Source organism: Embleya sp. NPDC050493 (assembly GCF_044458105.1).
In the GTDB taxonomy this organism is placed as follows: domain Bacteria; phylum Actinomycetota; class Actinomycetes; order Streptomycetales; family Streptomycetaceae; genus Embleya.
Genome location: NZ_JBITHP010000008.1, coordinates 217,232 through 243,153, shown reverse-complemented (window position 1 = coordinate 243,153; position 25,922 = coordinate 217,232). Strand labels below are relative to the sequence as shown.

The following is a 25,922-nucleotide window of genomic DNA, read 5'->3' as shown; positions in this document are numbered from 1 at the left end:
CGGTGATGGTCGGGACCGCGCGGCCGTGCCCACACCCGGCACGGAGATCTCTACGATCCCCGGGGTATCGGCCACCGGGGTCGGCGACGAAGTCGTCGAAAGCGCGGGCCCGTTCCAGGCCGACGACCGCCTGAGCGGACCTCGTTGGGCGCCGACGACAGCGTGGCGCCCGGGTCCACCGTGAGGGAGAACTCACGGGTTCCTATCCGCCGAGGCGGTTCGTCGGAACGTCGAGCCAGGTGTATTCGCCCCGGCGGTCGATCGTGAGGCCGAAGCGATCGGCGGTCGGGCCACCTGCCCCGGTCCACCAACGGTAGGCCGCCTCGAGTTCCTCCCACAGACGTCTGGAACCGCTCTGATACACAACGCTCTCCGGTGTCGCGTCGTCCAGCAACGCCGCAGCCCAGGAGCGATCCGAGAGCCCGTACAGCCAGACGCTGACGGCGGCGCCCCTGCGGTCCACCAACAGCACGCAGTCGCCGACCGACAGGGCGGCCACGGCCATGAACGGATGGCGAATCGCATCCTCGAAACCCGCGGCGCGGACGGTCAACGTCGTCACCGACACGGCGGCATCGCCCGGGAAGCCGTCGGGCAGATACGCCGCCTGATCCAGGCGATCGGGGCGCTGGGAACGGACCTTCATGAACTCCACCGGCGTGGTGAACCGGCCCGACGCACTCCGCCCGTCGTCGGCCACCACCAGGCGCACGACGTGATCGGCGTTCGTCAGACGCGTTCCCCACGGGGCGACGATCACCCCGCCCGGGACGGTCTGTTCCACCCACGCGTAGGGAATCTCGCGCAGCCCCGCCGTGGCGAGGATCCGGTCGTACGGCGCGGCCGGGGGATATCCGAGAAGTCCGTCGCCGGTGACCACGGTGGGGTGTAGGCCGTGCGCGTGCAGGGCCTTCTCCGCGGTGGCGGCCACCGTCGGGTCGACCTCGACGGTGATCACGCGATCGGAACCGAGGCGGTGGGCCAGCAGCGCGGCGTTCCATCCCGTACCGGTGCCGATCTCCAACACCCGGTGGCCCGGACGGACATCGAGGTCGTCGAGCATGGCCATCACCACGCTGGGCATCGAGGCGGAGGATGTCGACACGCGACCGGGTTCCGGGCCGGTGTGCCGCCCGTCGTCCCATTGGGTGGTGACGGGTACGTTCGCGTCCGCCGCGGCGAACCAGGCGTCGGGGTCGGCGGCGCGGTCGCGGGTGACGCTGCTCGAGGCGGCCATGTCGAACGGCCACATCACGGTCGGCAGGAACCACGCGCGATCCACCGCCTCGAAGGCCGGCAACCAGGCCGCCGGCATCACACCGGAGTCGAGAAGCGCGCGCTGCAGGCGCGCCCGGCCGGGCCGCGAATGCCGTCCGGTGAGCGTCACTTCTTGTGCTTGCCCGGCCCGTCGGGCGTCGTGCCGTCCGGCGACGGCGGATCCTGCGGCGGCGTCCACGGTTGCCCGGGGTGATCCTTCTTGTCCGGGTCCTTGTCACCGTTCGCGACGATTGCCTCGAAACGCATACGCCCTCCCCCCAACCGACAACACTCAGTGTCGCAGAGAAATCACTGTACGGATACAAGGTCGCAGAAGTCGGAGCACCGCAGACCGATCACCCCGCGGCGGGAACAAGTGGAGCGGCCCCGACCCGAGGCAACTCCGCACCTACACACTCGAACTGACGACGTGTCAGGCTCGGTGCGGGCCGGGTAGGTTGGCTGCGGGGACGGCGCATCCGAGCGGAAGGGGACGCAGTGTCGGTCCGGGGGAACATCTGGCGGCTTCCGCACGGCGACGAGATCGGGGCGGTGCTTCCTCCCGAGATCGATACCTCCACGCCGCACCCGGCCCGCATGTACGACTACTACCTCGGCGGCAAGGACAACTTCGCCGCGGATCGCATCGCCGCCGAACAGGTGATGGCCGCCGCACCCGGCGCCGCCGACTCCGCTCGAGGCAACCGGGCGTTCCTGCGCCGCTCCGTGCGGCTGCTCGCCGAGTCGGGGGTACGACAGTTCCTCGACATCGGCACCGGCATCCCCGCGGCGGGCAACACGCACGAGATCGCCCAGGCCGTCCGACCCGATGCCCGGGTCGCCTACCTCGACAACGACCCGATCGTGCTGGTCCACGCGCGCGCCCTGATGACCGGCGACGAGCGCGGACGGCTCACCTACATCCAGGGCGACCTGCGCGACGGGGGCGCCCTCGCCCGGATCCCCGAAGTACGCGAGGTGTTGGACTTCGACGAACCGATCGCCTTGATGTTGTTGGCGATCCTGCACTTCGTCCGCGACAGCGACGACCCGGCGGCGATCGTCGCCGAACTGCGCGACGCGCTGCCCACCGGTAGCTACCTGGTGCTCTCGCACGCCTCCGCCGACTTCGACCCCGCCCGCGCGAACAGCGGTGCGCAGGTGTACGACCGGGCCACCGCGCCGGTCGTACTGCGCTCGCACGCGGAGGTCGAGCAGTTGTTCGCGGGCTTCGAGTTACTCGCCCCCGGCCTGGTGAACCTGCCGCGGTGGCGCCCCGATTCCCGGGAGGCGGGCGAGTACGATCCCGACCTGGTCTGGTTGTACGGCGGCGTGGCCCGCAAGCTCTGACGACTCCGCGATCGGCCCCGCCCCGACGAGCATTTCTTACTCGTCGGCGCCGGTCACGGCCCGAGCCGGAACCGCGCCCGCAGACCCGGCAGAGCGATGGCCGAACAACTGCGGTGGCCGAACAACTGTGGTGAACCCAGCCGGCGCCTGCCGCGGCCATGCACCTGCCGGGGGGTACGTGACGATGCCTGGCCACCTTCACCGGTGAGCCCCGCCGCGCCCACCTGGCGCGCCTCGAGGACCTGCACACCGCAGCCATCGACGCCCTGGGCCGGGACGTCACTCCCCCGAAATCCGGACCGCCCTGACCGCTCTTCGGCGCGACACGAGCCACCGACCCGACGCACCCCACCACCCGCCCCGGTGGCGCCACGAACGGAACGACGGCCACCGTCCCCACGAGCCGCGCTCCGGACGCAACCGACCCGACGGGGACCGGCGAACCGGCCTGGACCGGCGAGGCGCTCTTCGGGCTACCTGTCGTGCTTTCGGCGCACCATCTCGGTGATCCAGGTGGGTGCGAACGGGGAGGTGCAGTTCGGCGGCGTCGGGTAGTCCTTGAGAACTTCCAGACGCTCGCCGATGTCGATGGCTCGGGCGCGATGCTCGGCGTGTTCGATCCCGATGTGGCCCAGGCATTCGTTCATCGCCCATTGGAGACGATCCGGAGCGTGCTTCATCCGTGCCTCGATGACGTCGAGCAGCGCGGCGAGGTCGAGCCCCTCGGGCTTCTTCACCACGCGCTCGGTGGTCAGGGCCCATCCGGCACTCGCCACCTCGGGATCCGGATCGGCGAACCAGGCCGAGCGCAGTTCTTCGGAATGCGGGTTCTTCTTCACCACGTAATCGATGAGCCAGTCGCACACCTTGGGGGTTCGCGCCTGACGCAGCATGGTGTCCAGTTCGTCTGCCCCGAACGCCTTCGGGCGGCAGATCAGGATCGCCAGGAGCCTTGCCGCGGAATCGTCCGTCTCCCAGAGCCGAAGGGCGAGTTCGTGCCGAGTCTTCAACTTCTTCGCGAGCGCGCGCAGCTTGCCGAGGTTCACGCCGTGATCGTCACCGTGCCTCCGGTTGACCTCGCGTAGCTTCGGCTCGTCGAGCGCGGCCAACTCGGTCATCACCTCGGCCGGTGTCGTCTCGGCCATCTCGGTCTCCTTGTTCACCACGCGCGTTCCAGCGCATGTCGACGGGCGCGGTCGGCGGGCGCACCGGCCATACCGATGCGGGGGCCTGCGGGGCGCCCGGATCCGGCCGCCCCCTCCCAGTGCTTCATGCTTGACTTATATAAGTGTAGACGCAAATATGGATGCCATGCACGCGTTCGAGGTCCTGAGCGATCCGGTTCGTCGACGGATCCTTGAGCTTCTCGTGGACGGGGAAGAGCCGGCGGGTCACATATCAGCCGCCATCGGCGAGGAGTTCGGCATCAGCCAGCCCGCCGTCTCGCAACATCTGCGGGTGCTGCGAGAGCAGGGTTTCGCGACCGTCCGTCCCGAAGGCACCCGAAGGCTGTACGCCGTCGCCCCGGAGGGGCTCCGGCAGGTGAGCGAATGGCTGAGTCCGTTCGAGCGCTTCTGGCGCGGCCCGTTGGCCGCTCTCGGTACGGAACTCGCGCGTGGTGAACGTGCGCGCAGGTCGGCCGCCGAGCAGGCGAGTTCCGGCGAAACCGTCGGTTCCGACGGTCCCACACCGCAAGGCGAGGAGTGAGCATGGTCGACGTACCTTCGCAGATCGACGCCGTGGCGCGCGCGCTGCACACCGGCGAGGTCGATGGGGAACCAGCGCGCATCCAGACGATCGCCCAGGAGTATCCGGCCGGCATCGACGATGTGTGGGACGCCACGACGAGCCCCGAGCGCATCGCGCGCTGGTTCCTGCCCGTATCGGGAGACCTCCGCATCGGCGGTCGGTACCGACTCACAGGCAATGCGAGCGGTGAGATCCTCTCCTGCACGCCGCCGTCCGACGGAACCGCCGGCTACCGGGTGATGTGGGAGTTCGCGGGCGGTGTCTCATGGGTCCGCGTTCGGCTCACTTCGTTGGGGCCGGAACGCACGCGGTTCGAGCTCGAGCACACTTCCCGAGTCGCCGACATGCCCGCCGAGATGTGGGACACCTTCGGGCCGGGCGCCACCGGCGTGGGATGGGATCAGGGCCTCCTGGGTCTCGCCCTGCACCTCGGCGTACAGGACGACAGGATCGCGCCCGAAGAAGCCGAGGAATGGGCTCTCTCCGACGAAGGCAAGGCGTTCGCACGTGCGGCCGCCGATCGCTGGGCCGACGCCTACATCGCGGCAGGCGCCGACCGAGAAGTCGCGGCCCGCACCGCCGAGGCAACCTTCGGTTTCTACACGGGCCGAACTCCTGGCGCCTGACAGCGGCGAATCTCGACTCGTGCGTGCTCCGCCCTCCCCGCTCCCACTTCATATCGCGCGATGCCTCCGATCCGCTGCCCCGAAACGGACGCCGATCACACCGGGTCGCCCCCGGCACAGGAACGCAGGCACGAGAACGCCGACACGAGAACCCCGGCACACGAACGCCGGCACAAGAACCCCGCCCCCGGTGCAAGAACCCCGGCACGAGATCGGAAGCGGCACCCCGGCCGGCTCACTCGCACCGAGCCGGACCCGTGCCTCCCGGAACGGGTGCCGCGTACGTCGGCTGGGTGAATCGCAGGATGTTGCCGGAGGGATCGAGGAAGGCGCAGTCGCGGGCGCCGTCGGGCTGGTTGATCGGTTCCTGCATGACTTCGACGCCCGCGGCCTCGATGCGGTGGAAGGTGGCGTCGCAGTCGTCGGTCGTGAAGACGAGACGGCTCAGGAGGCCCGTGGCCACGAGCTGCTCGATCGCCTGTCGGTCGGTCGGCGGGACGCACGGGTCCGTGCCGGGTGCCTCGAGGAGGATCCGCATGTCCGGTTGTGACGGCGGGCCGACGCTCACTCGCCGCATCCCCTCGGGCCCGACGTTGTCGCGTGCCTCGAAGCCGAGTACGTCCCGGTAGAAGTGCAGCGCCTCGTCGACGTCGTGGACGACGAGGGCGCAGGACGAGAGTTCGAGTTTCGTGCCGGTCAACGCCGCTCCTTGTCGCCGGTGGGAAGGAGGACGATGTCGAGGCCGCGGAGCCGGTCCGGGTCGGTGTCGACGGCGATGCGGGTGATCTTCGCGCCGTTGATGGTGAACGTGAAGACGGCCTCAGGTCGGCCTCGGTGCCACCACACGGCCGCCGGGACGCCGTCGACCAGGGCGATGCGGGCGGCCTGAGCCCGTCCGGCGAAGAAGGCCGCCACCGCGTGGGCGCCGCGGATCTCGAGGGCCACGGCGTCCGGATCGAGCAACTCCAGCAGGCCCGTGAAGTCTCCGTCCCGGGCCGCGGTGAGGAAGGCGGCGACCATTTCGCGCTTGGGGGATCTCGCGGCATCGGAGGCGTCTGCCGTTCCTTGGACCCGCCGCCGGGCGCGGCTGGCGAGTTGCCGGGTCGCAGCCGGGGAACGGTCGATGATGGCGCCGATCTCGGTGAACGACACGGCGAAGACGTCGTGCAGGACGAATGCCAGCCGCTCGGCGGGAGTGAGCGTGTCCAGCACCACCGTGAGCGCGACGCCGACCGAATCCGCCATCAGTGCCTCGTCCTCGGGGGTGGCCGGAATGTTCGGATGCGAGCTCCGGTGCGGTGCGTCCGGCTCGGGCGGCAGGGCCCCGGCCGAGTCCTCGCGCCGGGCCCGGCGCGCCTCGAGCATGTTCAGGCAGACCCGGGCAACGATGGTGGTCAGCCACCCGGCCGGGTTCTCCACCTGGTCCGTGTCGGCACGGCCGACACGCAGCCAGGCCTCCTGGACCGCGTCCTCGGCCTCGGCCGGTGAGCCGAGCATCCGGTAGGCCACCGCCCGCAAGCGGTCCTGGTGCTCGGCGAACCGTGCGCTCAGCCAATCCTGCTCAGTCATCGGTCACATTCTTCCGTCGGCGCCTGTCATACCAATTGACCGGCGAACCCAGTCCGATGTGACATCCGGCGGTTCGGCTTCCGGTTCAGGCAGCACATACACCGCGAACACAAGGAGATGCGCCATGACATCGCACGAGATCCCGACCCTGCTCGGCGTCCGGGACATGGAGGCCGCCAAGCGGTTCTACACCGACGGGCTCGGCTGGAAGATCAAGAACGACTACGGCATCTCGGTGTTCTTCGAGTCCGACGGCGCCTCGCCCATCGGTCTTTACGGCCGCGAAGGTCTGGCCGAACTGGTGGGCACGAACCCGGAAGGCAACGGCTTCAGCGGCCTGGTCCTCACCTCCGAACTCGGCAGTGAGGCGCGAGTGGACGAGATGATGGCGCAGGCCGCGAAGGCCGGCGCCACCGTCCTCAAGCCCGCCGACGCCCTGCCGTGGGGCGGCTACGGCGGCACCTTCGCCGATCTGGACGGCTACATCTGGCGCGTCGGCCACACTGCCCAGGGCAACGGCTAGACCGCTGTCCGGTGGATCCTGGTGGGCCTCGGGAGACCTCGGGGCTCGGGGACCTCGGGAGACCTCGGGAGACCTCGGGAGACCTCGGTGATCGAGTCGCGTCGTCCGGAGCCGGCTGCTCGGCGTGCCGGAGAAGCGGCCGCGCAGAGGTTCCATCCGACGGTTTCTCCGGTGCGGCAGGACGCACGCGGCGAGGGGCCCGAAGCGCGGAGGTCGGGCGACGCGACCCCACCAGGATCCGCCGGATACGGCCCGGCCCTCCGCAAATGGCCGCGGCGCGTCCGCCGGCGACCGAGAACAGCAAGCAAGGAGCAATCGTGAAGTTTCACGCCGTCGTCGAGCCGCCCGAGCCCATGCGGGGGCTGGAAGTCCCGCCCGAGGTGGTGGACGCGCTCGGCGGGGGCGCGCGGCCGCCGGTGACGATCACCGTCAACGGGCATTCCTGGAAGAGTCGCGTCGCGATCATGCGCGGCCGCCACCTGCTCGGCCTCGCCAACGCCAACCGGCAGGCCGCAGGTGTCACGATCGGCGAAGAGGTCGAGGTGGAGGTGGAACTGGACACCGAACCGCGGGTCGTCGTCGAGCCTGCGGACTTCGCCCGCGCTCTGGACGACGACCCCCTCGCCCGCACCGCGTACGACAACCTTCCGCACGGTCGCAAACGCGAGCACGTGCGCGCCATCGAGAGCGCGAAGAAACCCGAGACACGCCGGCGACGCATCGAAAAAGCCGTCGCCGACCTGCGGGGCTGACACCCGAACGCACGACTCCGCCGGTCGAGCAACGCCGCGCGCAGGACCGAACGTTCAGGTTGCGACCAGGCGGGTGCGGGCGTACCGGCCGGGTGGGCAGCCGTACTCCTTGGCGAACGCGAGGACGAAGGCGGAAACGCTGGCGTAGCCGACCCGGCGGGCCACCACGGAGACCGGTTCGCCGGCGAGCAGGGCGCGGGCGACGCCGAGCCGCAGCAGCGTGCGGCGGCGGCTGAAGGACATGCCGAACTCGCGTAGGAAGTCCCGCTGGAGGGTCTTGGGGCTGATGTGCAGACGCGCCGCCCATTCGTCGAGGCGGGTCGGATCCGCGGGGTTGTGGGACATCGCCCGGGCGACCGCGCGGGCGAAGCCCTGGCCGTCCGCGCACTGGTCGGCGATGTCCGCGGGAAGCGGGGCCAGGTCGCGCATGATGCCCGCGCGGGCCTCCAGCGCTCGGCGTTCGTCGTATCCGGGGGTGGCGATCTCCTGGACGAGGCGCTTCGCCTCCGGGCCGATCGTCACATGGCCGGAGCGCAACCCGGCCAGGGACTCCGGCACTTCGCGCAGGCAGATCCGGAAGACGGTCTGCCGATCGGCGGCGCGCACCTCGTGGCTCACCGCCTGCTCGACCCAGAAGCCCTCGCCGGGCGCCGTGAAGCAGGACCGGCCGCCGTGCACGGCCGAGAGCATTCCGTCGGGCGACCAGTAGAGCTGGTGGAGCAGGTCCTGTCGGACGGCGCCGAATCCCAGCGGACCGGCCGTGCGGTAGTGGAGAAGAAGGATGCCCGCGGGCTGCCCGAGCCCATATCCGAACGAGTCGCAGGCGATCGGGTCCTCGCGCACATCCTGTCCTCTGATCGACATCGGATGACCTTTCCGCACAACCAACGAGACTCAGGTGAGGCTAGCCTAAGTTCCCCGCGCCGACCGATTGGGGGCGCATGGACCTGTTCGACCCGAAGGAATTCCCATGTCCGTTCATCCGCTGATCCGCCTCGCCTGCGCCGGGCTGGCCACCGTGACCGCGACCGCCCTCCTGGCGGGCTGCGGCTCCGATTCCGACGGCGGCAAGGGCGGAAAGAGCGGCGCCACGCGGGTGATCACCGGCGACAACGGACAGATCACCGTCCCGGTCAACCCCAAGCGCGTGATCGCGACCGGCTACGCGGTACCGGTGCTGATCGAGGCGAACGCTCCCCTGGTCGGCATATCCACCTGGCCGCGCGGCCTGGGACTGATGACCGGTCCCGAGCGCGCCACCTACGACAAACTGCACAAGATCGGCGGCGCGACCACCAAGGAGACCAACTACGAGGCCATCGCCGCCGCCAAGCCCGACCTCATCATCATCGGCGTGCCCAAGCCCGTTCTCGGCGAGATGGACCTCAAGCGACTCGCATCGATCGCGCCCGTGGTCGCCATCGGCCCGAGCCTGCCGTCCGCGTGGCGCGAGTTGTCGGCCCGCCAGGCCGACGCCGCCGGTCGCGCCGGCCACACCGAGGAGACCCGCAAGGCGTACCGGAAGCGGGCCGACGAGCTGAAGGCCAAGTACGCCGGTGCCGTCGGCGGCCTCGATTTCGGCCACCTCGGCGCCTACACCGAGAACTCCCAGGGCACCTTCCAGCGCGAATTCGGCGGGTCGTGGGGCACGAACATCGCGCAGGACATGGGCATCCACTACTACGGCGAGGTCAAGAAGAAGAGCGGCGGCTCCTCCGACGTCTCGGAGACGCCCTCCATCGAAGAGTTGCCGGCGAGCCTGGGCGAGGCCGACGCGATCACCTACACCGTCCAGGACGACGGCACCCCGAGCGCGAGCGTGCGGTACGTCCTCGACTCGCCGCTGTGGAAGAACCTGCCCGCGGTCAAGGCCGGCAAGGCCTTCCCGATCCGCTACACGGCGGCGGCGACGTACGCCCAGGCGCAACGGACGCTCGACGTCGTCGACCAGGCGCTCGCCCCCCTCCTGGCCAAGTGATCGGAAACGCCGTGCACATCTCCCGAGACAACCCCGCCGCCCGCGTCGCGGCCCACCACGCGGGCGGCGAAGGAATCGCCAGGATCGGCTACCCGATCCGCATCCGTACCGTCACCCTGCTGCGCAAGCGGTACGTGACCCCGTCGGTGTTGCGCCTGACGGTCGGCGGCCGGGGTCTGGACGGCTTCCACAGCCACCAGTTCGACGACCACTTCAAGATCGTCTTCCCGGACGCCGACGGCACCCTCCGCCTCCCCGTGCCCGACGACGAGCAGTCGCTGACCTGGCCGCGTCCGATGGTGACCAGCCGCAGGTACACGGCACGACGCTACGACGCCCGGGCGGGCGAACTCGACATCGACTTCGTCATCCACCCGGGTGGCGTGGCCTCGGACTGGGCGGTCGCCGCCGCGCCCGGCGCGGACGTGGCCATCGCCGGGCCGCCCGGGGCGAAGGCGTTCCCGCAGACCTACGACCACTACGTCTTCGCGGTCGACACCACCGCGCTGCCGGCCGCGGCGCGGTGGCTGGAGGAGTCGCCGCAGGACGTCTCGGCGCACCTCGTCGTCGAAACGGAGCACATCGACGAGCACCACTACCCGCTGGCCGAGCGCGCCGGCGTACGGGTGACCTGGCTGGCGCGAGGGGACGGCGCGTCCCGGCTCGCCGAGACCGTGCGCGCCCTGCCGCTTCCCGCCGGCCGGAGCTTCCTGTTCGCCGCCGGCGAGACCGACGACATCAAGCCGCTTCGTGCGTGGGCCAAAGGCCGCCTCGATTCCCTGTTCACCGGCTACTGGAGGCGCGGTGTCGCCGGTCTCGAGGACTGACGCGCCCAAGGTCATCCTGCTCGTCGGGGCGGTCGCCCTGCTCGTCCTGGTCGGCGGCCTGAGCCTCGCCCTCGGGGCGAGGGCGATTCCGCCGGCCGACGTCTGGCGGGCACTGACCGATCCCTCCGGCGCCGATACCGACCTGACGATCCGTGAAATCCGGGTACCACGCACGATCCTGGGAATCTGCGTGGGCGCGGCCCTGGCGACAGCCGGTGCCCTGACCCAGACTTTGACCCGCAATCCCCTGGCCGAACCGGGCCTCCTGGGGATCACGTCGGGTGCCGGCTTCGCCGTCACCGTCGGGGCCACGACAGGGCTCGCGGGAGGTCAGGGCGCGCAGGTGGCCCTCGCCCTCACCGGCGCGCTGGTCGCCGGCATCCTGGTGTACGCGGTCGGTCGTACCGCGCCGCTGCGCCTGGTGTTGGCCGGTGTCGCGCTCGCCTCGGTGCTCTCGGGTGTGTCGATGTCCCTGCGCATCCTGGACCCGGACGCCTTCGACCACTACCGGTTCTGGAGCGTCGGTTCCCTCGCGGGCCGGGAACAGACCCACCTGCTGCTGCCGGTACTCCTGATCCTCTTCGCCCTGGTCGGCGCGTCGACGCTCACCGGCGCGCTGAACACACTCTCCCTGGGGGAGGACGTCGCCCACGGCCTCGGCGCCCACGTGGTCCGAACGCGCGTCGCGGTGTTGTCCGTCGTGACCCTGCTGGCCGGCACCGCGACCGCCGTCGCGGGGCCGATCGCCTTCCTGGGCCTGATGGTTCCCCACATCGTGCGTCGCGCGGCGGGCGGTTCGGTGCCGTGGCTCCTGATCTACAGCGCACTCCTGGGGCCGATCCTGCTGCTGGCCTCCGACATCACGGGTCGACTGCTGCTGCCCACCGGCGAGGTCCCGGTGGCCGTCGTCACCGCCTTCTTCGGCGCGCCGGTGCTCATCTGGGCCGTGCGCCGCTATGAAGGGACCACCCTGTGACCGGGCCCACGGGCACCCTCCCGCCGACCGACACCCTCGGGTCGGCCTCGAAGACGGATCCGCCCTCCCGTGCGAGTGCGTTCGCCCGCGCCCGTCGCGCCCTCGGCCTGGAGCCGCGTGCGGTGGTGGGCAACGCCGTGCTGCTGGTGCTGCTCCTGGTGTGCGCGGGGACCGGGCTGTGCCGGGGCGACACCTGGAGCAGCCCGCTGGAGGTTGCCGACGGCCTCGCCGGGCACGGCGATCTCTCCGTCGTCGTCCGCGAGTGGCGCCTGCCGCGCGTGGTCGCGGCATGCCTGTTCGGTGCGCTGCTGGGCTGCGCCGGCGCGGTGTTCCAGAACCTGACCCGCAACGAACTGGGCAGCCCGGACGTGATCGGCCTCGACGTCGGTTCGTACACCGGAGCGCTGATCGTGATGGTCGTGGTCGGCGGATCGACCACGCCGACGGCCCTCGGGTCGGTCGTGGGAGGTCTGCTGACCGCCGGAGTGGTCCTCACTCTCTCCACCCGATCCGGCTTCGGCGGCCACCGGCTCATCGTCATCGGCATCGCCGTGAACGCCATGCTCACCGCGGTCAATTCGTGGATCATCCTGCGTGCCGAACTGGACGTGGCGATCGCCGCCGAGATGTGGAACGTCGGTTCGCTCAACGGCGTGGGCTGGTCCGACCTGAACGTGGCGTTCGTCGCCGCCGCGATACTGGCGGTGCTGCTCGTGCCGAACGCCCGGGCGACCCAGCAGGCCGCACTCGGCGACGCGATCGCGGTGACGTCGGGCGTACGCCTGAACCGATACCGCGTGTCGGCGGTGGTGGCCGGCGCCGGCTGCACGGCCACGGTCACCGCGATCACCGGGCCGATCGCCTTCGTCGCGCTCGCCGCTCCGCACCTCGGCCGCGCGGTCACCCGGTCCCCGGGCATCCACTTCGTCCCGGCGGCGCTCACCGGCGCCGTACTGCTGACGAGCGCCGATCTGGTCGCACAGAGCGTGCTCGCCCCCGTGACGCTTCCGGTCGGCGTGGTGACCACGGCCATCGGCGGCACGTACCTCCTGCTGTTGCTCCTCAAGGAAGTCGAACGACCGTGACCGCACGCCTGACCGCGCAGGACATCACCCTCACGTACGGCGATCGCACGGTGTCGGCGAACCTCAGCCTCGACATACCGGACGGCGCCTTCACCGCGATCATCGGTGCCAACGCGTCGGGGAAGTCGACCCTGTTGCGGGCGTTCGTACGCCTGTTGCGGCCGTCCGCGGGGACGGTACTGCTCGACGGTCGCGACGTCCACGGGTACCGCCCCAAGGACATCGCGCAGGAAATGGCTTTCCTGCCCCAGGACTTGGCGGCACCGGAAAACATCCTGGTACGTCAACTCGTGGACCGCGGGCGCTTCCCGCACCGCTCGCTGCTCTCGGTGCGCACCGCGGCCGACGTCCGGGCGGTCGACGAGGCGATGGCCGCTGCGGGAGTGGTCGACCTCGCGGATCGGCAGGTCGCCCGGCTCTCCGGCGGACAGCGCCAGCGCGTGTGGATCGCCATGGTGCTCGCGCAACAGACCCCGTACGTGCTCCTGGACGAGCCGACGACCTTCCTCGACCTGGCCCACCAGTACCAGTTGCTCCGCCTGCTCGCCGCGCTGCGCGACGACGGGCGGACCATCGTCGCGGTGCTCCACGACATCAACCAGGCGTGTCGGTTCGCGGATCACATCGTGGCGATGAAGGACGGCCGAGTCCACGCCGACGGATCGCCCGAGGACATCGTGGACGCCACCCTGATGGAGGACGTCTTCGGCCTGCCCAGCATCGTCGTTCCCGACCCGGTGACCGGGACACCCCTCGTGGTACCCACGATCTGACTCGCCGCCCGCCGCCCCGCCGCCTCGTCGGGGCGCGGCCGATCGAACTCGGAGGCCCGACCGGAGTTCCGGCCCGGCGGCAGGCCGAGGCCGACCCGGGGCATGCCGTGCGGCGTCGGATGGCAGACGGCTCACGGAGGTGCGTGCGACGGAGCAGGGCTGGTGCTTGGCGCCGTGCCCCGGGGGAGGAACATCGCGGCGGCGAGGCCGACGAGCCCGAGAACCGCCAGTGCGATCATCGCGGCGCCGTAGGCGTGGGCAGAGAGCCCGGCGACGAGGATGGTGCCGGCGACCGCGGTGCCGAGCGAGGAACCGAGGTTGGACACGCAGCGCGACAGGCCGGAGATCTCGCCCTGCTGCTCGTCGGGGAAGCTCGACTGCACGACGTTGACCGACGGGGTCAGCCCCAGGCCGAGTCCCAGGCCGATCAGCAGCAGTCCGGGGGCGAAGGCCCAGGCACTCGGAGAGCCGCTCGCCAGGGCAAGCAGGACGCCGATCCCGGCGATCGCCACGACGAAGCCCGTCACGACGAGGGTGCGCTGTGTCCGTCGCTTCGCCAGCCGTGCGGCGGCCAGTGACGACACGAGCAGGCCGAGCGTCGCGGCCGTGAAGATCACGCCGGTCTGGATCGCGTCGTATCCGCGGACGACCTGGAGATAGGTCGCGACGACGAACGACGTCCCCATGAGCACGAGCCACTGGATGTTCTGCGTGACGAGACCGAGATTGGAGGTGCGGCTGCGGAACAGGCTCGTCGACAGAAGCGGCTCCTGGCCTGCCCGTTCCTTGGCACGTGCCGATCGGAGGAACCACAGCAGCACGAGTGCACCGAGGACGATCAGGCCGATCATCAGCCAGATGTTGTTGTCGGCCGCGAGGATCCCCGTGACGACGAGGATGAGACCGACGCCCGAGAGGACCGCCCCGGTGGTGTCGAAGGGGCGCGTGGGATCCGGTGGCAGGGGGTCCTTGATCCGGCGACTCAGGAAGAGGATCAACGCGATCACCAGGGCCTGGAACACGAAGGCGGCCCGCCAGCTGATGGCGGAGGTGATGAGTCCCCCGATCAGCGGCCCCGCGGCGGCGCCGATGCCTCCCAGCGCCATCACGGTCCCGAACGCGCGGGCGCGTGAGGTCGTTTCCGTGTAGAGGAGCGTCGTGAGGATGTAGACGGGCGGGATGAGCAGCGCCGTGCCGACACCTTCCAGGATCGAGTTGCCGAGGATGAGGACGCCCAGGCCCGGGGCGGCCGCGCTCAGCAGGGCGCCGACGCCGTAGATGGCGAGACCGGCCAGGAAGCACCGCTTGCGGCCGTAGCGGTCGGTCAGCTTGCCGCCGGGGATCATCAGCGCCGCCATGACCAGGAGGAAGATCGTGATCGCGAGCTGCACTCCCTGCACGGTCGTGTCCAGGTCCTCGCTGATGTCGTTGATCATCACATTCATGTTCGAACCGGCGAAGCTGCAGATGAACTGCGCCAGCGCGAGCGGGGCCAGCACGCCACGCATGGCACCGGCGGTGCGTCCCGAGGCATCGACTTCAGCCACCGGTACCACTCCCTTCCGCCTCGTCGAGCCTCTCGTCGAGGGCGCCGGCCGCGGCGATCGACGCGAGATGGGTGAACACCCGGGGGAAGTTGCCCGGTTGCTCACCCGACGGGCCGATCCGCTCGGCGAACAGGCCGACGTGGTTCGCGTAGGTCGGCATCTCGTCGAAGACGTGTCCCGCCTCGACGGGGCGCGGCCCGGTCGGCGTTTCCCCGCCCCGTCTCCCGGTCCCGCGTCGGCCCGTGAGCGCCCGGGTACCCACCGCCCCCGAGGCACCACCCGACGCCCTGCCTCAAGCCTGCGCCATACCCGGGCTCACCGCACTCCGCCGGACGGGGAGGCAGTTCGAGACGAGTCGGGCCGTCCCGGCTCGGCGTTTTGCGCGTCCGGGCAGAACACCGAGCGCAAGCCGGTCATGGCGCGCCCCGGCCGCCACCGGCCGAGGTTCGACCGTGAGCCGTCGGATGTCCCGGCAACGGCCCTGCTGCACCGGGGCGGCGGCCGGGCAGGCTAGTTTGCCCGGATGAGTCTCCTTGATGATGTGGCCGAGCGCGACGGCTGGCGATGCTGGGTGTGCGACGAACCGGTCGACCCCGACGAGTCGGTGAACGACCCGCGGGGGCCCAGTGTCGACAGCCGGACCACCGACCGGAAGGCCAAGGTCGCCGAGCGGCTCGCGCACCGCGGGTGCAACACCCGCAAGGGCGCGGTCAAGGTGGTCATCGCCTGGCCGGACCACCTGTACGTGGTCGAACCCGCGCCGCTGATCACCGTGGCCGGGAGGCTGGAGCGCAAGGGCGGCCGCGAGATGGTGGGCCGTTGTCCGACCAGGAAGGACGCCCAGGCGGCGGCGGATTGGTTGGTGGACCGGTTCTCCCGGCTGGTACCTGGGCTGCCGGTGACCGCCGACATCGAGGCGGGCGGCGGTCAGTTCCTCGTCGTCCTGGCCACCGGCCGCCGCTGACCGCGTGCCGCCCCGGGGCGGCTTCGAGGTGGCGCGTGCGGACGAGCCTGTCGGCCCGGAGGCGTCCCGCCTGGGATCATCCGGCGGGACGCCTCCGGGCCGAGGGCGGTGTCGCCGTCAACGGCTGTTCACGGATGCCTTGTTCGAGGTGGTGACCGCATCCGGAACGGTGGAACGTTGCGGCGCCGCGGAGGCTGCCGCGGGCTCGGACCTCGCCAACCACAGGCCGGTGAACACGGCGGTGACCAAAGTGACGGCGCCGGCGGCGAGGAAGGCGCTGTTGAGGCCGGTCTCGAAGGAGGCACCGCCGGATTGCCGGGTGCGGACGATGGCCCCGAGCACCGCCACGCCGAGCACCGCGCCGATCTGCCGGGTGGTGCTGCCGATACCTGATGCGAGGCCGCCTTCCTGCGGGTCGACTGCCTGGATGGCGGCTCCCGTCAGGGGGGACATGGTCAGGGCGAAACCGATGCCGACGACTCCCAGCCGCCACCACACGTTCCCGTAGCCGGTGTCGGCGTGCACCATGCCGAGCGCCAGCAGTCCCAGGCCGGCCAGGGTCAGGCCGACGGTGACCACGATCCGGAAGCCGTACCGGGCGGCGAGCCGGCCCGCGTACGGGCTGACGATCACCATGGCGAGGGATACCGGCAGGGTCTGCAGGCCGGCGCGCAGGATCGAGCTGCCCTGGACGTACACGAAGAACTGGGAGAAGAAGAACGACGAACCCATGAGCGCGAACCCCACCACGACCATGGCGGTGTTGGACACGGTGAACAGCCGCTGCCGGAACAGCCGCAGCGGCAACATCGGAGCGGAACGACGCGCTTCGACGGCGACGAAGGCGGCGAGGAGGATCACCGCCACGGTGAAGCTGCCCAGGATCACCGGCGACGTCCAGCCGCGGGCACCACCCTCGATCAGCCCGTAGGTCAGCACCCCCACTCCCAGCACGGACAACACCGTCCCCGGGACGTCGATCGCGGGGGCGTTCGGATTGCGGGCCTCTTCCAGGCTGCGCAGACCGACCAGCAGCAGAACCACGCCGATGGGCAGATTGACCAGGAAGATGGCGGGCCAGCCGAAGGCCTCCGTCAGCACGCCGCCGGCCACGGGGCCCGCGGCCAGACCGATTCCGCTGAACCCGGCCCACAGCCCGATCGCCTTCATGCGTTCCTGCGGCACGGGATAGGCGGCGGCGAGCAGGGCCAGCGAGGCAGGGCTCAGCGCCGCGGCCCCGATGCCCTGCAGCACTCGACCGGCGACCAGCCAGCCGACCGAGGGCGCGAGGCTGCACACCACCGACGCGGCGGTGAACACCGCCACGCCGGTCAAGTACACCCGCTTGCGGCCGAACCGGTCGGCGAAGACACCGCCGGACAGCAGCAGCATGGCGACCAGCAGTACGTACGCGTCGACGATCCATTGCAGACCGGTCAGTTGAGTGTGCAGCCGGTGCTGCATGTCGGGCAGCGCCGCTCCAACAATCGTGTTGTCGAGCAGGACCATGAACTGGCCCAGGCAGGTCACCGTGAGCAGCACGGCCCGGTTCGGCCGATTGCCTACGGCCACAGGCGATGCAGCCATGGGGATTCCTCTCCATCGTCGGTTGCGCCTCTCCACGGCCGACGCGGTCGGCCTCCGGGCGCTCTAACGCAGTCGGTGGCTGCGTTAGGAGACTGTAAAGAGGGTTGCCACACAAACGCAAGTCCCGACTGCATTAAGGTGGGGGAATGAACGAGCGACAGCGAGCCCGACGGCCCGGCGGGCGCAGCGCCCGCGTCGGCGCGGAGGTACACCGGGCCGTCACCGACCTGATCAGCGAGCGCGGCTACGGCAACTTCACCGTCGGCGAGGTCGCAGCCCGCGCGGGCGTGGCCGACAGCAGCATCTACCGCCGGTGGGGAAACCTGGAAACCCTGCTCACCGACGTGGCGCTCACCCGCCTCAACGCGCGGTCGCCGATGCCCGACACCGGGAGCCTGGACGGCGACCTGCGCACCTACGCGGCCAACGTGGCCCGCGAGATCACCGGACCCGACGGCCCGGCGCTGCTGCACCTGGCCGTCGCCCTGTCAGCCAACGGCGGGCAGGGCCTGCAGGCGCGTGACGACCTGCGCGCCGAACGCACCCGGCAGCTGCAATCCATGCTCGATCGCGCCCGCGAACGCGGCGAGCCCGCACCCGACGCGTTCGCCGTGCTGGACCACATCCTGGCTCCGATGTACATCCGCGTCCTGTTCGGCGTGGGCCCGCTCACCCCGGAGTACATCGACGGGCTGGTCGACCGATTGTTGTGACCTCGCCCCGACCGGCCCCCGGGATCGGCCCTCGGGCACGGTACCGGGGCTCCGCGACACCGGCGCTCCCGTCGGGCTCCCGCCTCACCGGGGTGAGCGAAGCTCCAGGATCTCCTCGTCACCGAAGGTCTGCCCGGTGGGGACGAACCCGGCGGAGATGTACAGCGCCCTGGCCGCGACGTTGTCCGCGCGCACACCGAGCCGAAGTACGGGTGCGCCGAACGCCTCCCCTACGTGCGTGATGATCTCCCGAAGAGCGGCGCGGCCCAGGCCCCGCGCCTGGTGATTCTCGTCGATCATCAGGCGGTAGAGCCAGATTTCCCCGTCGTCGGGGTCGGGCCCGTACATCGCGAAGCCCACCGTGCGCCCCTCGTGCAGCACCGCCCTGGTCACGAAGCCCGGGAGAAAACGACTCTCCGCGACCGAGTACAGGTTCGGTGCGATGAAGTCGCGTTGTTCTCGGGATACGGCCAGATCGATCACCTCCTCCCAGTTCTCGCGGTCCAGGTCGGCGAGTTGCACATCAATCGACACGGGCGTATTCCTACCGGGTCCCGCACGGACGGGCATCCGAATTTCGGACGACCGGACGTGCGCGGGCTCCACCAGGTCGTCCGTGGAGGAGGACGGTTCCGGCGGGCACATACCTGCCCTGCGAAGGGGACGGGACCCTGTCGATCATCCCGAGCAAGGCGATGCCGGCGGCGCGGGACGACGTCATCACCGATGCGACCGTCCCGCGGCGGTTCGGGTGAGGTCCCTCGTCGCGAGAGCCGGCGCACGGGCGGCGGATCAGCCGATGGTTGCCGGGAGTCGGAACCGGTGTGGCAGGTCGTCGCCGAGGAACCACGTGACGGCGTGGATGCGCTCGTCGCCCACGGTGAGAACGATCAGCCCGGCCGGGTGCGTGGTCGACTCGTCGGGTTCGGTGAGATAGCAACCCAGGGCCGGTTGGGTGTTGGCGCGGGTCGGGATCAGCCGCAGGCGACGGCGTCCGCGCCAGGTGTGGAACGTGCCCAGGAAGGCTGCGATCGCCGCCGGGCCGTGGTACTCGTGTGGCGCCGGCGGCATGGCCAACCACGCGTCGTCGGTCAACAGCGTCACGAGGCCGTCGATGTCGCCGGTCGTGAACGCGTCGGCGAAGCGTCGGGACAACTCGCGCTCGCCCGGCGCGCCCGGAAGCGCCATGCGCTCGGGGTCGACGGCGTGTCGGCGCAGTTGGGCACGAGCACGCTGCAAGGCGCCCTTGACGGCGGTCGTGCCGGTCCCGAGCATGTTCGCGACCTCGTCGGCGGGGTAGCCCAGGACGTCACGCAGTACCAGGATGGCGGCTTGGCGGGGTGGAAGGTGCTGTAGCCCTGCGACGAAGGCCAGTTCGACCGCTTCCCTGGAGTCGTAGCGGGCCTCGGGACCCGGCGCCTCGTCGGGGATGCGTTCCAGGAGCGTGTCCGGACAGGGTTGCAGCCAGGTCACGTCGCTGCGGCGGGTGGGCTCGGGCGGATCGAACGGCGGCGTCGGCTCGGGCGGTCGGCGCCGCCCGGCGTCGCGGAGGGCGTTGAGGCAGCGGTTGGTGGCGATGCGATACAGCCACGTCCGGAGCGATGCCCGGCCGGCGAAACCGTCCAGGCCGCGCCAGGCCGCGAGCAGGGTCTCCTGCAGCATGTCCTCGGCATCGGCGAGCGACCCCAGGATCCGGTAGCAGTGCACCTGGAGCTCGTGCCGATACGGCTCGGTGAGCTCGCGGAACGCCTGCTCGTCCCCGGTCCGCGCGCGGTCCAACGTGTCCTGACTCACCGCGGCATCCTCGCATGCCGGCCGTACTCACCGGGATTCGTCCGACCGGGACCGTTCCGTTTGCGATGCCGGTGGTGTCTCGACAAGAGAACGACCGCGGCACGCACGAGAGGAGCGACGATCGGCCATGGACATGGACGTTTTCGAACGCGCGAGTCGAAGGGTGCTCGAACGGCATCGAGGTGACCGGCGGGGCCGCATGCTGCACTCGGCGGGCCTGCGGACCGCCGGCCGGTTCTACGCGTTCGTCACCGGCGACGATCTCACCGTCAAACTGCCTGCCCCACGCGTGTCCGAACTCATCGCCACGGGCGCGGGCCGGCCCTGTGAACCCCGCCGGGGGCGGCCGATGAGGCAGTGGGTTCGCGTGACGCCCGCCGGCGCCGACGCCTGCACTGCCTACCTCCTGGAGGCGCGGGCCTTCGTGGCCGGCCTCGACGACCGACGACACGAAACACCGAGCACACGAGGAGAAGAACAGTGATCCACACACCCGAACCCGCGCCGACGGATGCGGCGAACCTCGACGACCGCACCGATCTCACCGACCTCGCCGGCCTCGCGGTGGTTCTCGAAGTCGTCGGCGACCTGGTCGCCGACGTCCGGGAAGACCAATGGGGCGCGCCCACCCCGTGCCCGGAGTGGGACGTACGCGCGCTGGTCGATCACCTGGTCCTCGGCAGCCACTTGTTCACCGCCGTTCTGCGCGGCGAGTCGGGCGCCGCACCCGACGCCCTGGACCCCACGGCGGCCCGGAACACGCTCGGCGACCCACCCGCGACCGCCTATCGGGACGCCGCCGAGCGCCTCCTCTCCGCGTTCGGGCAGCCGGACGTGCCGACACGGCTCGTGCACGTCCCCGCCGGGGTGGTCCCCGGCATCGCCGCCGTACACCTGCGCACCGTCGAGGAACTCGTCCACGGGTGGGACCTCGCCCGGGCGACCGGGCGTCAACTCCGGTTCCCCGACGACATCGTCGAGCGGGAACTGGCGTTCACCCGCGACAGGCTCGCCGACCTCCCGCCCGGCCGCGCACCGTTCGCGCCGCCACAACCGTCCCCCGACGACGCCCCGCCTCTCGATCGGCTCGCCGCCCTCCTGGGCCGCCGGGTCGACCCGCCCCGCTGAAGGAGACCATCCGGGGCCCGACCTTCCTTCTCGAAGGCAACCCCTGGGCACTCCTTCATCGAAGCTCCTTGTTCGACACCTACGTCGAGCAGTCACAGGTGCCGCTCGCAATGAACTCGCCCTGGGGAACTCGTCCCCGCTGCACGACCCGGTGCCGTCCCGGTGATCGGACCGCCGGCGCTTGCACGTGCGGCACCATTCCTTGGGCGTTTCGACAATGAGCATCGGCAGGAGGGATATGAGCCCGATCGCGGCGAAGGCGCCGACGAGGTGGAGAAGATTCGTCAGCGCGGTCATCGCCACCTCCGAACACGTACGCCGCGCATGCGCATTTCTTGCACCCGCCCCGGCAATCAGGCGGCCCGCTGTGCCAAGAACGCCCATGACCGCACAGGCACTCGAACCCCGCCATCGGGAGCCCCGCGTCTCGGCATTACTCCCATCTGCGACGATAGCGCCATCTCGGCCCGCGAGTTCGTCCACACGATCCGCTCCCGGGGTGCCCGTTCGAGGCCGTCGATACGCGAACAGCGCGAATACTCAACGTTGTTGGAGTATCGCCCTACGTGACCGGGTAGTCGTACGGATGTGCCGGCTTCCCCCGTGGCCGGTACCCGCGCGGCCCGACGTCGGTCCACCCCCGCCGACCGTCGGGCCGCGTCTTCGCGTCACGTGTCGCGAGGAGGTCGCATGCCTCGGCGACGGGCTCGGGGTCGTTGGCTCGGCGAAGCTCACGCTCCGACGCGGTCGGTGCTCATGGACGCCCCGGGCCCACGGCCCACACCGACCCGGACCGTGTCTCGGAGGCGATCGGGACGCGCGAGCGCGGCCGTGCCGGACCACGGTCGCCCCCACACGACACGACGCCGCCCCCGTCCGAGTATTCGGACGGGGGCGGCGTGCTCGGGCAGGGGCGGTACGCCTGGTGTGTGGTCACACCGCCAGTCGGTGCACGCTCCCGTACGTCGTCCCCGCGAACAGCCAGCGGCCGTCCGGCGACACGGTCAGCGAGGACACCGACGGCTCCGGCAGGTTCCGGGTGATCGAGCCCCAGGTCCGGCCGCCGTCGGTGCTGCGCAGCACCCCGAGCGCCGGGGTGAGGTAGTAGTGCGAGCCCGCGAACACCGTCGAGCCGTCCGGAGTGAACGCCAGCGAACTCAGCGAGCCGGTCAGGTCGCCGGCCACCTTCGTCAGGTGCTTGCCGTCGTCGGTGGTCACGTAGAGCGCGTCCTGGGCGGCGACGACCGCGTGGCCCGGGGTGCGCGGGTTCAGCGCGATCGCGCTCACCCAGCCGTCGAGGACCTTGTTCAGGGTGACGCCGCCGTCGGTGGTGCGGAACAGCCCGTCCGGGCCGCCGAGCCAGGCACTGTCGGGATCGGCCCGGTCGACGGCGACACTGGTGAAGCCCTTGAGGTCGTCGTGCCCGTTCTGGGTGAGGGACTCGCCGCCGTCGTTGCTGGTGTACACGGCAGACGGCGAGTGGGTGGCGATGTACAGCCGCTTCGGGTCGGCGGGGCTGACCGTGATGCCCAGTGCCTTGCCCGGCACGGCGGTCTGGACGATGGTCCACCGCACGCCCGCGTCGGTCGACTTCTCCAGGTAGAAGCAGGGTTGATCGAAGGTGCAGGTGTTGCGTACCCGGTACACCGTCGAAGGGTTCGACGGATCGGTGGCCAGGCCGTCGATCCGGTTGCCGATGGTGTGCGGCGCGGTGCCGGAGAAGCCCCATTCCTGGTACCCGCGCGGCAGCCGGCTCTTCAGTGGTGCGGACGACTGGTAGCTGCCGGTCATGGTGCCCGCGACGATCGCCGGGCCGGACCGGCCCTGGGCGACGGTCAGCGACAACACTTCGGAGCCGGGCACCCCGATCCGGCGGAAGGTCTGGTGGTCGTCGGTGGTGTAGATGCCCGCACCGGCCGAGATCACGTCCGTGCCGGGCCGTCCGGGGAAGGTGCCGGTGGTCTCGTACAGGTCGATGCGGGCCAGGCCCGCCTCGGCGTGCCAGGTGCGGCCGTCGTCGCGGCTGCCCCATTGCTGCATCTCGCCGGTGGACTGGTTGACCTGGATGTGCAGCCGGCCCGAACCGTCCACGATCGCGGCCAGGACGACCACGTCGGTGCCCCACGGCCCGCGCAGCGCCCGCCAGTGCGCGCCCCGGTCGGTGGAGACCTGCGCGACCTGCAGGTCACCCCTGGCGACCAGGGTGCGACCGGTGCCGGTGAGCTGATCGACACCCGCGCCGGTCGAGCCGGGACGAGGCAGCTTCACCGGGGTCCGCGCGCCCTGACGGAGCACCCAGACGTCGGCGCCGGACGTGAAGTACAGGTCGCCGCCGGTGAACTTCGGGTTTCGGGCGTCGGCGGGGGAACCGGACAGCAGCCGCCAGGTGTTGCCGTGATCGGTGGTGACGTGCACACCGTCGGAGGCCGTGACGTACAGCCGCGCGCCGGTCGGGTCGAACACGACGCCGGTGACCCGGCTCGGGGTGTCCAGCACTTGGGTGAACGTCTTGCCGGCGTCGGTGCTGCGCAGCACGTATCCGTGCCAGTTGTCCTTCTCCACGCCGCCGACGAACACCATGTCGGGTCGGAGCGGGCCGGCCGCGATGCCGCCGGCGTCCGTGGCGTTCACGGGCAGTTCGTTGCTCTGCTGCCAGGTGGTGCCCCGGTCGTCGGATCGGAAGACGACGTTGCCGATCGGGGTCTGCACGTAGGCCCGTTCGGGCCGGGCGGGGGTGAAGGCCAGTTTGCCGCCGCTGCCGTTCGGGCCGACCTGCCGCCACTCGTTGTCCCGGGTGGCCAGGGACGTCGGCGGGTCGTCGGGTGCCACTGGTTGCGCTTCGGCGGGCGCCGCGCCGAACGCGCCGAACACGGTGCCGAAGGCCACCGCGGCGATCAGGAGTAGTCGGCGCCGGGCCGGCTTCGCCGAACCCGACCGTGAATGCTGTGCGTTGAACATGCCGTCTCCCATGGGGCCGGTGGTGTGCTCTTTGTAGTCGCGGCTCCCGACGGTCGGCCAGGTGTGCCCGGTGTCCGATTGCGGCCGGCGCCGGAATCGGCCATGCTCGCTCGCCATGGAAAACGACGAGCTCGTGTTCGGCGCCGTCGGGGTCGCACCCTTCGACGAGCGGGTCTACCGCACCGTTCTGGCCGGACCGCCGGTCACCGTGCGCGACTTGGCGGAGCGCACCGGCTCGGGCGCCGAGCGGCTGCATTCGGCCCTTGCCCGGCTGCGCGGCCACGGCCTGGTCAGCCGACTCTCGGGCCGCCCCACCCGGTGGGCGGCCGTCAGCCCCACCGCCGCCCTCGCCGCCCTGGTCCGCAACGCCCACGCCGACCTCGGCAGGGTCACCGAGACGGCCGCCGAGCTCGAGGCCGTCTACCGCGCGCTCGGCGAGGCCGCCCGCCCCGGCGAGGGCGTCGAATTGCTGACCAGCGCCGACGAGCTCGGCCGGTGGTTCGCCCGGCTCCAGCACGAGGCCACCGAGGAGATCATGAGCCTGGACCGGCCGCCGTACGTCCTCGCCCACGGCAACCCGCTCCAGCACACCCTCCTGGGCCGTGGGGTCCGGTACCGCACGATCTACGCCCCCGAGTCCTTCGAGATACCCGGCAACCTCGACGACGTGACCGGCCTGTCGCAGGCCGGCGAAGAGGCCCGGGTCCTCGCCGGCATCCCGCTGAAGATGTCCGTCGCCGATCGCCGGATCGCTCTGCTGCCCCTGCACCTCGACTCGCCCATCACCCGCAGCGTCGTCATCCGGGGCACCACCCTCGTCGACGCCCTGGTCACCCTGTTCGAACAGCTCTGGACCCAGGCCGTCCCACTCACCGCCACCGGCCCCGAGGAGTGCGACCCACTCGACGCGGAGGACCGGCGAATCCTCAACCTGCTGCTGTCCGGGCTCAAGGACGAGACGATCGCCCGGCAGTTGGGCACCAGCACCCGGAGCCTGCGGCGACGAATGCGGGTGCTCCTCGACGAGTTGGGCGCGGAGAACCGGTTCCAGGCCGGAGTGCAGGCGGTGCGGCGCGGCTGGGTGTAGGGCGGGTCGGACGCGCCGGGAGCGGAGGGCACGACGACGCATGGGTCCTCTCGATCCGCGGCGACCGTTCGCACCGACCAGGCGACCGTTCACACCGACCATCCGTGCGAAATCCCGAGCAGGAAGGCCGATCGGTGCATCCGGCGTCCGAGATCGCACAGCCGGCGAGGTCGGCCGCACCACCCGTGCGCACCGGACCGAAAAGGCGGACAATGTAGTCGAGAAGGTCATCATGCGCATACTCAAGGGATTGCTCGACGCGGTGCTCGGGATCCTTACGGCCGTGCTCGGCACGGTGGTGGGGCTTCTCGCAGCCGTGGTCATGCTCGTCGGCGCACTGCTGTGCGTGACGATCATCCTGCTTCCACTCGGACTCCCGGTGGTGAGACTCGCTCGGCGCCTGTTCGCTCTCGCCTGGCGGCTGATGCGTCTCCCCTAGGAGAACCACCGGCAGCCGCCCGTGCCGGGTGGCGCCGTGGAGTAGTCGCCTGCACGCCCGCAGCCACAGCGCTCCCTGCGACGCGTTGCCGCAGCGCAAAACCCGTGCATGCGATCCCTCCTTGTGAGCCCTGGTGCGCCGACGCTCCCCTTGTGCGCCGACGATCTTCTGGTGCGACGATGGAGTTGCACGCCTCGAACGAGTACAAGACAATCCCGAGCCCCAAGGGGCGGCAGGTGG

General features: G+C 70.7%; 27 protein-coding genes and 1 pseudogene. 16 read left to right on the top strand and 12 right to left on the bottom strand.

The features are described 5' to 3' along the window. Nucleotides 1–202: 202 nt before the first annotated feature. On the bottom strand, nt 203–1,387 hold the full coding sequence (locus ACIBM5_RS18620; RefSeq protein ID WP_396007862.1) for a methyltransferase domain-containing protein: 1,185 nt from the start codon (nt 1,385–1,387) through the stop codon (nt 203–205). Then, nucleotides 1,384–1,524, bottom strand: a complete 141-nt coding sequence (locus ACIBM5_RS18615; RefSeq protein ID WP_396007861.1) for a hypothetical protein — start codon at nt 1,522–1,524, stop codon at nt 1,384–1,386. Before ACIBM5_RS18615 ends, ACIBM5_RS18620 begins: the two co-directional genes overlap by 4 nt. A 231-nt stretch (nt 1,525–1,755) precedes the next feature. Between ACIBM5_RS18615 and ACIBM5_RS18610 the strand changes: the two genes are divergently transcribed. Next, nucleotides 1,756–2,607, top strand: coding sequence for an SAM-dependent methyltransferase (locus tag ACIBM5_RS18610; RefSeq protein ID WP_396007860.1), 852 nt, complete (start codon nt 1,756–1,758; stop codon nt 2,605–2,607). A gap of 473 nt (nt 2,608–3,080) precedes the next feature. Here ACIBM5_RS18610 and ACIBM5_RS18605 read toward each other — a convergent pair whose 3' ends face one another. After that, complete coding sequence (locus ACIBM5_RS18605; RefSeq protein WP_396007859.1) at nt 3,081–3,752, bottom strand: DNA alkylation repair protein; 672 nt, start codon at nt 3,750–3,752, stop codon at nt 3,081–3,083. A 166-nt stretch (nt 3,753–3,918) separates the two neighbouring features. Here ACIBM5_RS18605 and ACIBM5_RS18600 point away from each other — a divergent pair, with 166 nt between their 5' ends. Both ACIBM5_RS18600 and ACIBM5_RS18595 read left to right on the top strand, forming a co-directional pair. Further along, entirely contained in the window at nt 3,919–4,314 is a 396-nt protein-coding gene (locus ACIBM5_RS18600) for an ArsR/SmtB family transcription factor (RefSeq protein WP_396007858.1), read from the top strand. Nucleotides 4,315–4,316: 2 nt separating this feature from the next. Continuing rightward, nucleotides 4,317–4,982 carry an SRPBCC domain-containing protein gene (locus tag ACIBM5_RS18595; protein ID WP_396007950.1) on the top strand — a complete coding sequence of 222 codons (666 nt, stop codon included), beginning with the start codon at nt 4,317–4,319 and terminating at the stop codon, nt 4,980–4,982. A gap of 235 nt (nt 4,983–5,217) precedes the next feature. On the opposite strand, the gene ACIBM5_RS18590 is transcribed toward ACIBM5_RS18595, so the two are convergent. Further along, nucleotides 5,218–5,682: a VOC family protein gene (locus ACIBM5_RS18590; protein WP_396007857.1), complete on the bottom strand. Its 465-nt coding sequence runs from the start codon at nt 5,680–5,682 to the stop codon at nt 5,218–5,220. Then, on the bottom strand, nt 5,679–6,551 hold the full coding sequence (locus ACIBM5_RS18585) for a sigma-70 family RNA polymerase sigma factor (RefSeq protein WP_396007856.1): 873 nt from the start codon (nt 6,549–6,551) through the stop codon (nt 5,679–5,681). The genes ACIBM5_RS18590 and ACIBM5_RS18585 overlap by 4 nt, the downstream gene beginning before the upstream one ends. Before the next feature lie 124 nt (nt 6,552–6,675). Between ACIBM5_RS18585 and ACIBM5_RS18580 the strand changes: the two genes are divergently transcribed. Both ACIBM5_RS18580 and ACIBM5_RS18575 read left to right on the top strand, forming a co-directional pair. Next, a complete protein-coding gene (locus ACIBM5_RS18580) occupies nt 6,676–7,074 on the top strand; it encodes a VOC family protein (protein ID WP_396007855.1) in 399 nt (132 codons plus the stop codon). A 266-nt stretch (nt 7,075–7,340) separates the two neighbouring features. Beyond that, nucleotides 7,341–7,826: a YdeI/OmpD-associated family protein gene (locus ACIBM5_RS18575; RefSeq protein ID WP_396007854.1), complete on the top strand. Its 486-nt coding sequence runs from the start codon at nt 7,341–7,343 to the stop codon at nt 7,824–7,826. A 54-nt stretch (nt 7,827–7,880) separates the two neighbouring features. Here the strand turns inward: ACIBM5_RS18575 and ACIBM5_RS18570 are convergent, their stop codons facing one another. Continuing rightward, nucleotides 7,881–8,690 (bottom strand): helix-turn-helix domain-containing protein, encoded by an 810-nt coding sequence (locus ACIBM5_RS18570; RefSeq protein WP_396007853.1) that lies wholly within the window; start codon nt 8,688–8,690, stop codon nt 7,881–7,883. 106 nt (nt 8,691–8,796) lie between these two features. Here ACIBM5_RS18570 and ACIBM5_RS18565 point away from each other — a divergent pair, with 106 nt between their 5' ends. The 5 genes from ACIBM5_RS18565 (at nt 8,797) to ACIBM5_RS18545 (ending at nt 13,465) form a co-directional block, all read left to right on the top strand. Beyond that, complete coding sequence (locus ACIBM5_RS18565) at nt 8,797–9,804, top strand: ABC transporter substrate-binding protein (protein WP_396007852.1); 1,008 nt, start codon at nt 8,797–8,799, stop codon at nt 9,802–9,804. Between the two features lie 11 nt (nt 9,805–9,815). Further along, nucleotides 9,816–10,631: a siderophore-interacting protein gene (locus ACIBM5_RS18560; protein WP_396007851.1), complete on the top strand. Its 816-nt coding sequence runs from the start codon at nt 9,816–9,818 to the stop codon at nt 10,629–10,631. Next, a complete protein-coding gene (locus ACIBM5_RS18555; protein WP_396007850.1) occupies nt 10,609–11,607 on the top strand; it encodes a FecCD family ABC transporter permease in 999 nt (332 codons plus the stop codon). The genes ACIBM5_RS18560 and ACIBM5_RS18555 overlap by 23 nt, the downstream gene beginning before the upstream one ends. Before the next feature lie 107 nt (nt 11,608–11,714). Continuing rightward, nucleotides 11,715–12,692, top strand: coding sequence for a FecCD family ABC transporter permease (locus ACIBM5_RS18550; RefSeq protein WP_396007949.1), 978 nt, complete (start codon nt 11,715–11,717; stop codon nt 12,690–12,692). Further along, nucleotides 12,689–13,465 (top strand): ABC transporter ATP-binding protein, encoded by a 777-nt coding sequence (locus tag ACIBM5_RS18545; RefSeq protein ID WP_396007849.1) that lies wholly within the window; start codon nt 12,689–12,691, stop codon nt 13,463–13,465. The genes ACIBM5_RS18550 and ACIBM5_RS18545 overlap by 4 nt, the downstream gene beginning before the upstream one ends. A 131-nt stretch (nt 13,466–13,596) precedes the next feature. On the opposite strand, the gene ACIBM5_RS18540 is transcribed toward ACIBM5_RS18545, so the two are convergent. Next, nucleotides 13,597–14,973, bottom strand: a complete 1,377-nt coding sequence (locus tag ACIBM5_RS18540; protein WP_396007948.1) for an MFS transporter — start codon at nt 14,971–14,973, stop codon at nt 13,597–13,599. A 31-nt stretch (nt 14,974–15,004) separates the two neighbouring features. Then, nucleotides 15,005–15,193 (bottom strand): annotated as a pseudogene (locus ACIBM5_RS18535) (hypothetical protein); the annotation flags it as partial. Nucleotides 15,194–15,535: 342 nt separating this feature from the next. On the opposite strand from ACIBM5_RS18535, the gene ACIBM5_RS18530 reads away from it, so the two are divergent. Continuing rightward, entirely contained in the window at nt 15,536–15,976 is a 441-nt protein-coding gene (locus ACIBM5_RS18530; RefSeq protein WP_396007848.1) for a hypothetical protein, read from the top strand. 117 nt (nt 15,977–16,093) lie between these two features. On the opposite strand, the gene ACIBM5_RS18525 is transcribed toward ACIBM5_RS18530, so the two are convergent. After that, entirely contained in the window at nt 16,094–17,563 is a 1,470-nt protein-coding gene (locus tag ACIBM5_RS18525; protein ID WP_396007847.1) for an MFS transporter, read from the bottom strand. A 146-nt stretch (nt 17,564–17,709) separates the two neighbouring features. On the opposite strand from ACIBM5_RS18525, the gene ACIBM5_RS18520 reads away from it, so the two are divergent. Then, nucleotides 17,710–18,276: a TetR/AcrR family transcriptional regulator gene (locus tag ACIBM5_RS18520; protein WP_396007846.1), complete on the top strand. Its 567-nt coding sequence runs from the start codon at nt 17,710–17,712 to the stop codon at nt 18,274–18,276. 84 nt (nt 18,277–18,360) lie between these two features. Here ACIBM5_RS18520 and ACIBM5_RS18515 read toward each other — a convergent pair whose 3' ends face one another. Together ACIBM5_RS18515 and ACIBM5_RS18510 are read right to left on the bottom strand one after the other, a co-directional pair. Next, nucleotides 18,361–18,810 (bottom strand): GNAT family N-acetyltransferase, encoded by a 450-nt coding sequence (locus ACIBM5_RS18515; protein ID WP_396007845.1) that lies wholly within the window; start codon nt 18,808–18,810, stop codon nt 18,361–18,363. A 258-nt stretch (nt 18,811–19,068) separates the two neighbouring features. After that, nucleotides 19,069–20,070 (bottom strand): RNA polymerase subunit sigma-70, encoded by a 1,002-nt coding sequence (locus ACIBM5_RS18510; protein ID WP_396007844.1) that lies wholly within the window; start codon nt 20,068–20,070, stop codon nt 19,069–19,071. Between the two features lie 127 nt (nt 20,071–20,197). Between ACIBM5_RS18510 and ACIBM5_RS18505 the strand changes: the two genes are divergently transcribed. Together ACIBM5_RS18505 and ACIBM5_RS18500 are read left to right on the top strand one after the other, a co-directional pair. Then, complete coding sequence (locus ACIBM5_RS18505) at nt 20,198–20,554, top strand: hypothetical protein (RefSeq protein WP_396007843.1); 357 nt, start codon at nt 20,198–20,200, stop codon at nt 20,552–20,554. Then, the gene (locus tag ACIBM5_RS18500) at nt 20,551–21,198 is read left to right on the top strand and encodes a TIGR03086 family metal-binding protein (RefSeq protein WP_396007842.1); all 648 of its coding nucleotides are present in this window, start codon (nt 20,551–20,553) and stop codon (nt 21,196–21,198) included. Before ACIBM5_RS18505 ends, ACIBM5_RS18500 begins: the two co-directional genes overlap by 4 nt. 933 nt (nt 21,199–22,131) lie before the next feature. Here ACIBM5_RS18500 and ACIBM5_RS18495 read toward each other — a convergent pair. Beyond that, the gene (locus tag ACIBM5_RS18495; RefSeq protein ID WP_396007841.1) at nt 22,132–24,156 is read right to left on the bottom strand and encodes a WD40/YVTN/BNR-like repeat-containing protein; all 2,025 of its coding nucleotides are present in this window, start codon (nt 24,154–24,156) and stop codon (nt 22,132–22,134) included. A 115-nt stretch (nt 24,157–24,271) separates the two neighbouring features. Here ACIBM5_RS18495 and ACIBM5_RS18490 point away from each other — a divergent pair, with 115 nt between their 5' ends. Both ACIBM5_RS18490 and ACIBM5_RS18485 read left to right on the top strand, forming a co-directional pair. Further along, nucleotides 24,272–25,243, top strand: a complete 972-nt coding sequence (locus tag ACIBM5_RS18490) for a helix-turn-helix domain-containing protein (RefSeq protein WP_391583155.1) — start codon at nt 24,272–24,274, stop codon at nt 25,241–25,243. A 232-nt stretch (nt 25,244–25,475) separates the two neighbouring features. After that, entirely contained in the window at nt 25,476–25,682 is a 207-nt protein-coding gene (locus tag ACIBM5_RS18485; RefSeq protein WP_396007840.1) for a hypothetical protein, read from the top strand. Nucleotides 25,683–25,922: the final 240 nt, after the last annotated feature.